This is a genomic window from Wolbachia pipientis, assembly GCA_023052945.1.
Taxonomy (GTDB): Bacteria; Pseudomonadota; Alphaproteobacteria; order Rickettsiales; family Anaplasmataceae; genus Wolbachia.
Window position 1 is genome coordinate 23,004 of sequence record CP095495.1, and the last position, 12,370, is coordinate 35,373.

7 protein-coding genes and 4 pseudogenes are annotated in these 12,370 nt (G+C 35.8%); 5 read left to right on the forward strand and 6 right to left on the reverse strand.

All coding sequences use genetic code 11. The annotated features are described in order from the left end of the window. Positions 1–40 precede the first annotated feature (40 nt). Both uvrB and MWH06_00110 read right to left on the reverse strand, forming a co-directional pair. Positions 41–1,954 (reverse strand): excinuclease ABC subunit UvrB, encoded by a 1,914-nt coding sequence (gene uvrB, locus MWH06_00105; GenBank protein ID UPA55129.1) that lies wholly within the window; start codon positions 1,952–1,954, stop codon positions 41–43. Positions 1,955–2,443: 489 nt separating this feature from the next. Continuing rightward, positions 2,444–2,659, reverse strand: a complete 216-nt coding sequence (locus MWH06_00110) for a hypothetical protein (protein ID UPA55130.1) — start codon at positions 2,657–2,659, stop codon at positions 2,444–2,446. Positions 2,660–2,734: 75 nt separating this feature from the next. Between MWH06_00110 and MWH06_00115 the strand changes: the two are divergent. Next, positions 2,735–3,488 (forward strand): annotated as a pseudogene (locus tag MWH06_00115) (IS5 family transposase). Here MWH06_00115 and MWH06_00120 read toward each other — a convergent pair. Next, a pseudogene (locus MWH06_00120) lies at positions 3,483–4,500 on the reverse strand (aspartate-semialdehyde dehydrogenase). The pseudogenes MWH06_00115 and MWH06_00120 sit on opposite strands and share 6 nt — an antisense overlap. 140 nt (positions 4,501–4,640) lie before the next feature. On the opposite strand from MWH06_00120, the gene MWH06_00125 reads away from it, so the two are divergent. Continuing rightward, entirely contained in the window at positions 4,641–5,093 is a 453-nt protein-coding gene (locus MWH06_00125) for a hypothetical protein (GenBank protein ID UPA55131.1), read from the forward strand. Positions 5,094–5,133: 40 nt separating this feature from the next. On the opposite strand, the gene MWH06_00130 is transcribed toward MWH06_00125, so the two are convergent. Beyond that, on the reverse strand, positions 5,134–6,408 hold the full coding sequence (locus MWH06_00130) for an amino acid permease (GenBank protein UPA55132.1): 1,275 nt from the start codon (positions 6,406–6,408) through the stop codon (positions 5,134–5,136). Positions 6,409–6,539: 131 nt separating this feature from the next. Here MWH06_00130 and MWH06_00135 point away from each other — a divergent pair, with 131 nt between their 5' ends. After that, positions 6,540–7,982 (forward strand): hypothetical protein, encoded by a 1,443-nt coding sequence (locus MWH06_00135; GenBank protein UPA55133.1) that lies wholly within the window; start codon positions 6,540–6,542, stop codon positions 7,980–7,982. A 426-nt stretch (positions 7,983–8,408) separates the two neighbouring features. Further along, positions 8,409–9,223 (forward strand): annotated as a pseudogene (locus MWH06_00140) (transposase). A gap of 61 nt (positions 9,224–9,284) precedes the next feature. Here the strand turns inward: MWH06_00140 and MWH06_00145 are convergent. Together MWH06_00145 and MWH06_00150 are read right to left on the reverse strand one after the other, a co-directional pair. Further along, positions 9,285–9,563 (reverse strand): annotated as a pseudogene (locus MWH06_00145) (tRNA-dihydrouridine synthase). 28 nt (positions 9,564–9,591) lie between these two features. Next, the gene (locus tag MWH06_00150; protein UPA55134.1) at positions 9,592–10,935 is read right to left on the reverse strand and encodes a Ulp1 family isopeptidase; all 1,344 of its coding nucleotides are present in this window, start codon (positions 10,933–10,935) and stop codon (positions 9,592–9,594) included. A 143-nt stretch (positions 10,936–11,078) separates the two neighbouring features. On the opposite strand from MWH06_00150, the gene serS reads away from it, so the two are divergent. Further along, entirely contained in the window at positions 11,079–12,356 is a 1,278-nt protein-coding gene (gene serS, locus MWH06_00155) for a serine--tRNA ligase (GenBank protein UPA55135.1), read from the forward strand. Positions 12,357–12,370 lie beyond the last annotated feature (14 nt).

Below are 12,370 nucleotides of genomic sequence, written 5' to 3' on the forward strand. Positions count from 1 at the left end.
GTTTACACTTTCATGCTATGCCCATAGCATCATATATTACTTAACCTTGTAATAATTTTTTTATTCTTGCTGCTTCTTCAAACTCTAAATTTTCAGCATGCGCTAACATTTGCCTTCTCAAATCATCCTTATTAGTATTTACTTTCGGCTCTGCTATTGCCCTCTCCTGTAAGGTGTTTGATATAGGTTTTATTATAGTCTTCGGGACAATATTGTGCAATATATTATGTTCTTCTTGTTTTTTTCTTCTTCTTTCGGTCTCTCTTAATGCACGATCTAAAGAACCAGTGATTTTATCTGCATATAAAATTACTCTACCTTCAGCATTACGCGCAGCACGACCGATCGTTTGAATGAGCGATGTTTCTGATCGCAAAAATCCTTCTTTATCAGCATCTAAAACTGCAACCAAACCACACTCTGGAATATCAAGACCTTCCCTAAGCAAGTTAACACCTACTAAAACGTCAATTTCTTTAGATCTTAATTTACATATAATCTCTATTCTCTCCAGCGCACCAATATCCGAATGCAAATAACTCACTCTCATATTTAATTCACTCATATATTCAGCTAAATTTTCAGCCATTTTTTTCGTCAATGTAGTGATTAAAACACAAAATCCCCTCCCTATTGTCACTTGTGCCTCATGAATTACATCATCAATTTGACTCTCTATTGGTTTCACAATGCAGATTGGGTCTGTAAGCCCTGTTGGACGGATAACTTGCTCTATAAATACATTATTGGTCTTTGCCAACTCATACTTTCCAGGAGTAGCTGAAATGTAAATAGTCTGCGGCCTAACTTTCTCCCATTCTTCAAATTTTAATGGACGATTATCAAAAGCGGAAGGGAGCCTGAAGCCATAGTCAATCAATTTCTTTTTACGCGCCTCATTACCACTGTACATTGCACCAATCTGAGGAACGGTGACATGACTCTCATCAACAAATAAAATTACGTCTTTGGGTAAATATTCAAACAAAGTAGGCGGTGGATCCCCAGCTTCCATTCCATAGAGATAACGCGAATAATTTTCAATACCTTTACATATTCCTGTTGTCCTCATCATTTCAATATCAAAATTAGTGCGTTGCTCGAGGCGCTTTGCTTCAACAATCTTGTTTTGCAAGTAGTAATAATCCAAGCATTCATGCAGCTCTTTTTTGATTAGCTCAACTGTCTGCAACAGAGTCTCACGTGATGTAATGTGATAGCTGTTTGGAAAAATGGTGATTGTATTTAGGCTTTTGGTAATATTACTCGTTATAGCATCAATTTCAGAAATTTCTTCTATTTCATCACCAAGCAGCGATAAACGCCAAGCTTTATTTTCATAATAGGCAGGAAATATATCGATAATATCGCCACGCACTCTGAAATATCCTCTCTCAAACCTGGTATCAGAGCGCTTGTATTGGAGATCAGCTAAATTACTCAAGAAATCATTAACATGAATTTTATCTCCAACACTTAAAGATATAGTCATGCTGCGGTAGCTTTCAGGTGAACCAAGACCGTATATGCAAGAAACACTGGCAACTACGATCGTGTCCCTGCGCTCCAAGAGGGAGCAGACGGCAGAATAACGCAGCATGTCAATTCTGTCGTTGATTGCAGAGTCTTTTTCGATATAAGTATCAGTTTGCGGCAAATAAGCTTCGGGCTGATAGTAATCATAATAAGAAATGAAATATCCAACAGCATTATTGGGAAATAATCCTTTCATTTCCTCATAAAGTTGTGCTGCTAAGGTTTTATTGTGTGCCATGATCAGCGCAGGTCTGTTTGTCCTTGCTATAACATTTGCCATAGTGAAAGTTTTCCCAGAACCAGTAACCCCAAGTAAAACTTGGTCTCTTTTATTGCTATTTAGCCCCGCAATTAAACTATCGATTGCTTGCGGTTGATCTCCAGAGGGTTGAAAATGTGTAGTGATTTGAAATTTCATAGACTTTACTTACTATCTTTGATTCATTGCATAGTGAACACTATATTGCTTTTAAGATAAGTTGTATAGCTATAAACTTTCCGTAAAGCCATAAAACATTAACCAACAATAGACTTCTTGCATAACCATATAACGAACTTTTCTTGGGAATAGAAACGAAAAAACCTGCTTGACAAACTCCGCCAGCCCCCTTATCATGGTGTGTAGTACAATGATACAAATTAAGAATTCCCCCACCCTGCGCTGGTTCTTCGATCTGAAATCCTACTTCTACCTGATCACGACCAATGTTAATTTGTTCTATTAATGCTTTAATAATGCCGCGCTTAGTTTGCCAATCTAGCTGTTCCAGGTTCGATTTTACACTAGAATAAAAATTCTTTATGCTATTTATAATAAGACTTATTCCTTTTTCTACTGCCTTCTGATCAACTACCTTTTTTTCTCTTCTTCTATCCCTTGTAAGCGTTCTTTCATTTTTCTCATTGTCTATTTAAATTCTCCCTCGCTTATATATCCTTTCTCTCCTGCATTTTCTTGACTATAATAATCTTCCATTAATTTTTCGATACCTTCTTTTATTTGATTTTCTCTTCTTGCAAACTTTTTCTCTGATGATTCATCATTTTTATTTTCTAATACTCTACGTTGGTATTCCTTTTTTATCATCTCTGGGTTTTTAGTACATCTTTCACCTTTTCCCATACAGCTATTTCTAAGAACCTGTACATGATCTCAAAGAAGGAATAAAGAAGGAGATAATGTATATAAATTAGATATATGAGAAGTGTATACCCAAGTGACATAAGTCGTGAAAAATTTGAGATAATTTTACCAGATCTAGAATCCTGTAGAAAAAAAACAAAGCCAAGAAGACTTATGATGTATTTTGTGGAGTGCTATACGTCCTAAAAAGCTGCTGCCAGTGGAGAATGTTGCCACAAGAGTTTCCAAAATGGAGAAGTTGTTACGACTACTTTAAAAAATGGAGTGAAAAACCAAGCGTAGATAAAGAAAGTATTTTGGAACGTGTTTAAAAAAAAATTAGTCAGAAAGGTCCGTATTAACAATGGTCGGAAAGAGAAAACAAGTTTCTGTATAATTGATGCTCAAAGCGTTAAAAACGCAGATACTGCTGAAAGAAAGGGCTATGATGCAGGAAAAAAAATTTCAGGGTCATATCGCAGTTGATACACAAGACATGCAATTCATATAACAACGGCAGAAGCAACTAGTGCCGTGAAAATGGTGAAAAATGCTAAAGCAAACCTCTCTGAAGTCAAAAATATACTCGCTGATGCTGGCTACACAGGAAAAATTTTTGCAACACAAATAAAAGCAACTATTGGTGCAACTGTTGAGGTAATAAAACGCAGTGAATTACATACCTTTGCTGTACTGCCAAAAAGATGGGTTGTAGAGCGTTCTTTTGCTTGGTTGGAAAAATGTAGACGGTTATGGAAAAATTGCGAGCGTAAACTCAACACCAGCTTGCAAATTTGCTTTCACTGCTTTGCTCCTCAAAAGATTATGAACAGGTTCTTAGAATCTCAAGAATCTGCACTATATTTAATGCTGCGCCTTTGCGCAGATTATCAGCCACTATCCACATATTTAATCCGTGTTCAACAGTATTGTCTCTTCTAATACGCGATACATATACAGCATCCTCCTGTACAACATCAATTTGAGTTATGTATTCACCGTCTTCACGCCTGTTGTACACTAAAACTCCACTATCTTCGGCTTCACTTAGCACTTCACGAGCTTGTTCTTCAGTGATATGTTGATCAAATTCTATATTTACCGCCATAGCGTGACCGATAAAGACGGGTACTCTTACACAAGTTGCAGTAACTTTTATATCTTCCTCTAAAATTTTTTTTGTCTCCTCTTGCATTTTCCATTCCTCTTCTGTAGAACCATTTTCCATGAATTCTCCTACATGGGGAATGCAATTAAACGCTATTTGCTTGGGGAATATCTCGGGCTTTTTTAGTCTCATTCATGAAGATTTTTTTTGTCTGATTATAAAGTTCATCCATTGCTGCTTTACCTGCACCAGAAGTTGATTGATAAGTTGAAGCAACGATTCTCTTTATTTTTGCTTTCTGGTGTAATAGATGTAGTACTAGCAGCATCTGTATTGTAGTACAGTTTGGGTTGGATATTATGTTGTGGTTTTTATATTCCATAATTTTTTCTTTATTAATCTCTGGAATAATGAGCGGCACACCCTCTTTCATTCTAAAATGGGAAGTGTTATCTATCACGATGCACCCAGCCTTAATTGCAGTCGGTACGTGTTTCTCAGAAACATGAGATTCGGCACAGAAAATGGCTACATTAGTTCCAACGAAGTCATAATCCTCAAGGCATAAAACTGTTAACTCTTTGTCACCAAAACTCACCTTCTTCCCTTCTGATTTTTTCGACGCAAGTGCAATAACAGAATCTATCGCCTCATCTTGAAACTCAGCAAGCGTGCTTAATACCTCACGCCCTACTCTTCCGGTTGCTCCAATAACAGCAATTTTGTATCTCATATAGATGAACCTCTAACTTTAAAGTTATATTATATTTTTACTGACAAAATTTACAATTGTTTTAGTATTTTTACCTTGCAATTAATTGTAATTTAGCTATTATTATGCAATATTAGTAATATTACATAATAAAATGAAAGATGAGTAAGGAATACGATGAAACTAAGGTTAAACCTGCAATGTCTACACCTCAAGAGCCTGAAAGAACCAATGGATTAAAGGCTCAAAATGTTCTTTCGAAAAAAAGAAAGCCTGTAATAAATTTTGATGATAAAAAATATGGTGTAAAAAACCTTAAAATAGACCAACAGTTCCTAAATAAAAGACAAGAATCTTCAAAGCTAAGAGATTTCTTAAGATCAATACCAATAATAGGGAGATTTTTAGCAAGGATTTTCACACCTGAAAAAATAGAAATCATCAGTAACCCTATATATGACAACATGGAAGCATATGAAAAATCGCAAGCAGGTCACTCCAGTAAGATAAAAGATGAGACTAGTGTAGATGATGAACACACAAAAGAAGTAGATAGTAAACTTGAGAAGGGTAATGTTGAACAAGTGGACAACAAGCAAAGTCGTGATCCATAAATATCAATCATTTAAAAATTATCTCTAGCTATAACATTTGCTATACAGAAACTCTGCGATACCAAAATAAATAAAGAGGTACGCCACTTGCGGTGAATAAGCTTGCGGTCAGCAAGGTATTCACAGAAGTTTCAAATATTACCCAGCAGCAAAAGGTTGTTGCTATACTGCCAATTAAAAATTTGTAATAGTTTTTCTCCTTTATAATAACCTTGAGAAAAGCAAGACTGCATGCAAGGTAAACAAATAAAAATGAAACTACAGAAAAGTCGATAATTGATGTGATCTGTTTAGCAAAATTGTTGCTTGAAGTGAGAATTAGTAGAACTGAAGTGCCAACGGAGCTGATTGTTATGCCCCAGAAAGGAGAACCGTGCTTGTTTCTTTTAGCAAAGAACTGTGGCATCAGTTTATCTTCTGCAAGGCCAAGGGCCACTTGTCCACTAGCTAGTACCCAAGCATTTAAACTGCCAACACAAACAATAAAAGCAACAATAGAAATGATCAAATGCCAATTACCAGGAAACATAATTTTTATTGCGTCAACATACGGCGCTTTTGAATTAACTAGATCATTGCCGTTTATCAATCCCATGATTGCAAGGCTATTAATGAAATATATAACTGCAACAGAGATTGTGCCAAGCAAAATGGCTCTTGGTATAGTCTTGGCTGGATCGTTTACTGATCCTGCAGGTGCTGTTGCTGATTCAAGGCCAATAAAACACCATAGAGTGAGTAGTGTAGAGCGAGCAAGGACTTGAGACATCGTGAGGGTTGATATTTCCTCACTTATGATAAAATTATTCCTATCAAAGAAAAACAACGCTGTTACTGGTATAGCAAGCAGTGCGATAATTTTGACAGTCATCAACAAAAGCTCAACACATCCAGCAGCAGTGACACCTCTTAAATTTATTAGTGTAATGATCATAAATAATAGTATTTCTAAAAATAAGCGTATATTTTGAATATCTCCATGAGAAAGCGAAGTAAGATAGCCAATACTTGCAACGATTACTGCTGTCGTGCTAACCCATGAAATCACCCAATACGTCCAACCAACAAAGAAAGCTGCAGCAGGGCCAAAAGCATGCTTTACATAAACGTGAGGACCACCCGTTTCTGGAAATTTTGCGCAGAGTAAGGCAAAAACCAAAGCAAGAGATATAGCACCAAGCCCTGATATCACCCAGCTTATAAGGCTATAAGCGCCATATGGAGCAAGGCTAATTGGAAGCATAAAAATTCCAGAGCCAATTTGACTACTAATCACTAAGGCAAAAATAGCCCAAAAACCTATTTTATTTGACACAATAATTTTTATCTAAATAGATTAAGAATATAACTGAAGCTCAGAAATTTCAATCGATCTTTATAAAAACTTGCATTTTTCTCAATTTATTTCTAAAATAGATTATGTTAACAGATGATTAAGAGGGGGTTATGAATCCAAGGTTAAAAAAATTTTTGGTTGTTTGTGGTTTTATTTTATTCTTACTTTTTACTTATTACTATTTAAGTCTTCTCGTCGACTATATCCTTGACCCGATTCTAGTTCGCCCTTGTAAGGGCTTAATTAGTAATTTTTATACCTATTTATCTACAAGCACCTCTAGGCCTGCACTAGCATTTTTAGCTACAGGTTTTATTGTTATTGCTACGCTTATTTGCCTGGATAAAATGCTCCTTCCTTTGCAAGAAAAAATCATAAACAACTATAATTCCTTTAAAAACGACAATATTGATAGCAATAGCATGTTGTTTGAGGTTTATAAAGATCCAACAATAAAATTAAAGGACAAAATCTTATTCTTCAATATACACTTGATACATTACCTACAGCTTCCGTTTTTATACGTTGCATCAAAGGTATCAGCTCTACGTGGGTTTCTTATATTTAATTTTGGTTTATTATTGTTAAATTATGCATTGCTAGTTCCAGTAGCACTTCTTGAGTTAATAAAGTATCCATTGATAAAGCTCTTCTCACCTTTGGGTTTGAATGTAAAGCAGCTAAGCTTTTTGTTTAATGTAAGTGATGTGGGTACTGGCAATCAAAGTGTTCATACTAGAAGTTTTCAGCAAAGCGTTATTGAATGTGCCAAAAAATTAAAGGAAGAACATGGTACTCCGTCAAATAAGCTGGATGAAGAGTTTAAAAGTTATATAAGCAGTTTAACAAGTCAGCAAAAACGAATGATAGAACCTTATCTAAGATTGAATGGTTATGAAACTGGGGAGTGGGTAAATTGGGTAGATTCACAAACCGGATTGACATTGACACAAGCTATAAATTTAGTTTTAATTGTGGCAAGAAAGCAAAATGCAGATGTAGAATTATTGAAGTCTATATTACTGGTTCGCTTTGAGGAAAGTAATCGCCAGTGTGGTCCTGGAATGCTTAATCGTATCATTTATGCATTAAGTGGCCTTGAAGCAGAAAATAATTTTGCAGCTCAATTAGAGCCTCAGATAATAGGAGAGTTGGCCGGTAATGCTACTAAAAGATTTCTTGAGAAATCTGTAGATAGGCACTACTTTAAAATAAAGATTTTAAAAGAAAAGTTTGACGACTTATATTCACTAAGTTCTGGAGTGGATTTGAGCAATGTAAGTGATGAAGTAAAGGACGGCATTTCTTATACAAGAAATGCTATAAAAGAATTTGTGTTTAAGGAATTATATGTAAAGTTTTATGACAACTATGGAGAACATATTAGAAGAGGTGAGATAAAGCAAAGAATAAGGGATTTAATAACAAATGAAGTTGTAGATGCGGCAATATACTCTAAAATAGATGAGATAGAAATCCCTGCAGAACCACCTACTTATCTTGAAGGAGTAAAAGCATTTTTTGGAGGTCATGCAAGGTCTTCTGCTGCTTAGTGATGGGCTCATGTTATGGCAGAAAATTTTGACTTTAGCTAAAAACCATCTGGCTCCTATGGTTTTTTATAGTTTTGTCTTCCCTTTTCTGAATGGTTTGCAAGCTGCTGTAGCTAACCCAAGAAAGGTTTCCCTAAGTCATACCGCCGCAGTATCTCATATAGATCCCGCTAACAAGTAGCGGAATGACGAAGTTATCGTCATTCCACCGCGAACCTTCATATCGCCGCAGACCATCATACCGCCGCAGTATCTCTAGATCCCGCTAACAAGTAGCGGAATGACGATTATCATCTTCACCGTCATACCGCGATTCATTCGCGGTATCTCGCCGCTGCGGGATCTATAGACCTGCTGAAAAAGGTGATTGAAAAAATGATGTGAGAGAGGTAGAAGAAGAATAAGCAGATCAAGTAAGGGAAAAAAATGAGCTTTAGTTACTATAATATGAAAAAATACCCAAGAAACTTTCGTAATATAACAGGTTTAACTATAGAGGAGTTCGAAAAAGTAGTGGAAAAAGTGAGGTCTGGATGCGAAAAACAGAAAAAGTGTCATGGTAGAAGATCAAAACTACCAACTCTGGAAGATAAGTTGTTTTGCGTAATTTTGTACTATCGCACTTACATAACACATAGATTTTTAGGATGCCTATTCAATGTACACAACGCAAATATATGTAGGTTACTTAAGAGAATAGAGCCATTACTCGCCAAAAAAGTGACTATAACAAAAGATAGAAGTATGACGCCAGAAAAAATACTGAAGATTTTGGCTGATGTTACAGAACAGCAAATACAGAGACCAGAAGATAGTAAAAAACGGAAGAAATCATATTCAGGAAAAAAAGAACCAACACTATGAAAACTGAGATTATTATCGAAGAAGGAGGAAGAATTTTATCAGTGTCAAAGTCATACCGTGGTAGAATTAGTGATTTCCGCATAAGGAAACAAGAAAAATATTTACCACTTGATAGCATAAAACATGCCGATTCTGGATATCAAGGTTGGCAAAAATTGCAAAGCAATGTTATAATTCCATATAAAAAGTATCGTAAAAAGCCATTAACTCCAGAGCATAATAGAAGATTAGCATCATTTAGAATGAGAGTAGAAAACAAGATCCGAGAGATAAAGATATTTAAGATTATGTCGAATGTTTATCGCAATTTTCAGAAAAAATATAACCTGAGGTTCAATATTATTGCTGGTATTGTAAATCTTAAGCACGCCTTTTAGTTAACCTTGATTTTAGTCACCCTCCTTTCCTTTTTTTTATCGCTTGATTCGCAGCAGGTCTTATGATTTTAGCTCCCATATCCTCGTTTAATTTTGCAGCTTCTGCCATAATATCTGGCTCACACCCAGCAAGTTGTACAGCGGTTGATTCATCAACTTTTGCCTTCTGCATGCTCTGGCGAGTTTGCATAATCATAGCTCTGCTTGCAATCATCTCTGAAACTAACAAACTTGCACCTAGCTTCTTTACAATACTTCTAAACGGATAATCAGTTACCCCTGACATTGGAGCTAAAATAACTGAAGAATCAATCGTCAAACTTCCTATTTGCAGGGGCATGAGGTTAATGATAATTCTTCATTGTGAACTACGTAATGTTACAAAACGAGCCCGTATGCTGCACCTCTGAAGTAGAAGATGCCTTCGTCCTTGGCGGAAGCTCATATAAAAACCCACTCTCTAGATCTTTCTTCCATTCCTGATCATTCATAAGTGCTTCTGCAAACTCTCTTCTTTTCTCATTCAAATCAAATTTGTATTCCGATAACTCTTTGTCAATTTCATAAAATGATTTACCTTCGTTGAACATTTGTGTGATTTTATGAGCATTTTCTAACGCGAATATTCCACAGTTATGCCCATCGCTTTGTTGTTTAGCTCCGGAGCTTCTTATATTGCAGTTCTCTATTTTCAAAACTTCTTCCAGTGCACTTACCATATTATCGGTATTTATTGGAACATTAACTAATTCATTTTTCTTGTCCCGACACGTTTGTACTGTTTTTTGGACATCTTTACCCATTTCTTTTTTGTCTTGTGCACTCAACTCACTAGCTTGGTTAGTAAGAGACACAATTAACTTGTCTTTAATTTCGTTTGCAAGTTTTATACTACTACGTTTACTACCAGGACTTGGTAAATTAGCGCTAAAAGAATCACAGTAATAAGCTCTGAATTGCTTATTATTTGAGTTATACGCAACGACTAGCGTTACCCAATGATTGCCGCCCAAATTAATAACTGAAGTAAATATACTTTTCGTATCCTCTCGTTCTGGTTCATTTTTATATTCCCTCAACCTTTCACTCAAGGATTCAAGATTGCCAGGAATGCAAAAAAATATATCGCCATCCGAGCTTTCTGAATAGTTGTATACGGCTCTTGCAATGTGAGCAATATCATGTTGCTGTAGCCAGTAAGTATAATTTCCTCTATTTGTCTGATGCACAAGAGTATCCAGATTTTCATGAAACTTTTTACTGCCTAAACCACTATCTACTGAAGCGTCGGAATTTCTACGACTTCTATCCTCTGGGCTTTCTGTGCCATCTGGTACAACACCACTATCCCTATCTGGAGTTTTTGGATTTCCTTGGTTATTTACAGTCTGCTCTTGCTCTTCTGGTGATTTTTGTGGCTCAACCTCCTTTTCTTCACTCTTTTTTCCCTCTGGAGCTTTTTTTTTGTTAATATAATCCTTAACCATTTTATATGCCACTGTAAGAACTATTCCCATTAAAACCCAAACTACGGGGTTAGAGATGAGCATAGCAAGTGGAAAAGTCAATAGAGGAAATCCTATTACCGCTCCTAAACAGCCAATAGTGAATGTAGCTGCTAGATATATACCAAAAGAGTAGATAACAAATTTCCCACCAGCGAAGTAAGTGCTCTCTTTGAATTTATTATATTTTTCTGTGATGCCCAACATATTATATCTTATGAATGCTAAGTTAATTGAATTTTAACAAATTCTAACAAAAAAATCAACCATAATGATTTTAGTAGTATGAGAAAATATTGAATATTAAGAGCTTTTGAAGTACAGTAACAATATTAGTAATAGCACAATATATGCACGATATAGAATATATACGCAAAAATCCTGAAGGATTTGAAAAGGCAATGAAAAGCAGGGGGATAAGAGAGTTTACTGCAAAAGAGGTATTAGAAATTGATCACGAGAAAAGGTCATTAACCACTAAATTGCAAGATTTAAATAGGCAGCGCAATGAAATCACAGAGGAAATAAAGAAGCTTAAAATGAGCAAGAGCCCTTGTGAAGAGCAGATAGAGTTGTCAAAAGACATCGCGAATGAGATAGAGGCAATTAGCTTAAAAGAACAAGCAGAAAAGGATAAGTTAGTGAATGTTTTATCTAACTTGCCGAATATTTCTGCGCAAGATGTGCCAATAGGCGCAGATGAGAACTCTAATTTAGAGGTGAGAAGATATGGAGGAAAAAGACAGTTTGATTTTGTACCGGAATCTCATTATGAACTCGGAGAAAAATTAGGTTTAATAGACTTCGAACAAGCGGCGAAAATTTCCGGATCAAGATTTGCGATATTAAAAGGACAGTTAGCTAGGCTTGGCCGAGCATTAATAAATTTTATGCTTGAAATGCATGTTAATGAATTTGGCTATACTGAAGTGTACCACCCAGCTTTGGTGAAAAACGAAGCTATGTATAATGTTGGTCAGCTACCGAAATTTTCTGACGATTCGTATTTAACTACCGACGAATTGAGGTTGATTCCCACAAGTGAAGTGTTTTTAACAAGTTTGGTTGCTGATAAAATAGTAGAGGAAAAAGAACTGCCTATTCGTTTTACTGCGTATTCAGAGTGTTTTCGTAAAGAAGCAGGCAGCGCAGGACGAGACACGAGAGGCATAATAAGGCAACACCAATTTGGTAAAGTGGAGTTGGTGAGTATTACAGCTGAAGACCAATCAAATGATGAACTTGAGCGCATGACGAGTGTTGTTGAAGAGATATTAAAAAAACTAGAATTACCGTATAGAGTAATGCTACTGTGTAGTGGTGATATGGGTTTTGCTGCACAAAGGACTTATGACATAGAGGTATGGTTACCTGAGCAAAATAAATATAGAGAAATATCAAGCTGCTCAAATTGTGGTGCATTTCAAGCAAGAAGGATGAACGCTAAATACTCTTCAGAAACTGATAAAAAGATAAAAAAATATGTTCACACTTTAAACGGCACAGCTTTAGCTATAGGAAGAACGATTGTTGCCATAATGGAGAATTATCAAAATTCTGACGGGTCGATTGCAATACCAAACGTGTTGCAAAAATACATGAGTAATGATACTGTTATAAGTAAATAATGATTTTGACATAT

Coding starts and splice junctions, on each gene's coding strand:
- MWH06_00150 (UPA55134.1), bottom strand. CDS start 10,935: ATGTTGGGCATCACAGAAAAATATAATAAATTCAAAGAGAGCACTTAC.
- MWH06_00125 (UPA55131.1), top strand. CDS start 4,641: ATGAGTAAGGAATACGATGAAACTAAGGTTAAACCTGCAATGTCTACA.
- uvrB (UPA55129.1), bottom strand. CDS start 1,954: ATGAAATTTCAAATCACTACACATTTTCAACCCTCTGGAGATCAACCG.
- MWH06_00110 (UPA55130.1), bottom strand. CDS start 2,659: ATGGGAAAAGGTGAAAGATGTACTAAAAACCCAGAGATGATAAAAAAG.
- MWH06_00135 (UPA55133.1), top strand. CDS start 6,540: ATGAATCCAAGGTTAAAAAAATTTTTGGTTGTTTGTGGTTTTATTTTA.
- serS (UPA55135.1), top strand. CDS start 11,079: ATGCACGATATAGAATATATACGCAAAAATCCTGAAGGATTTGAAAAG.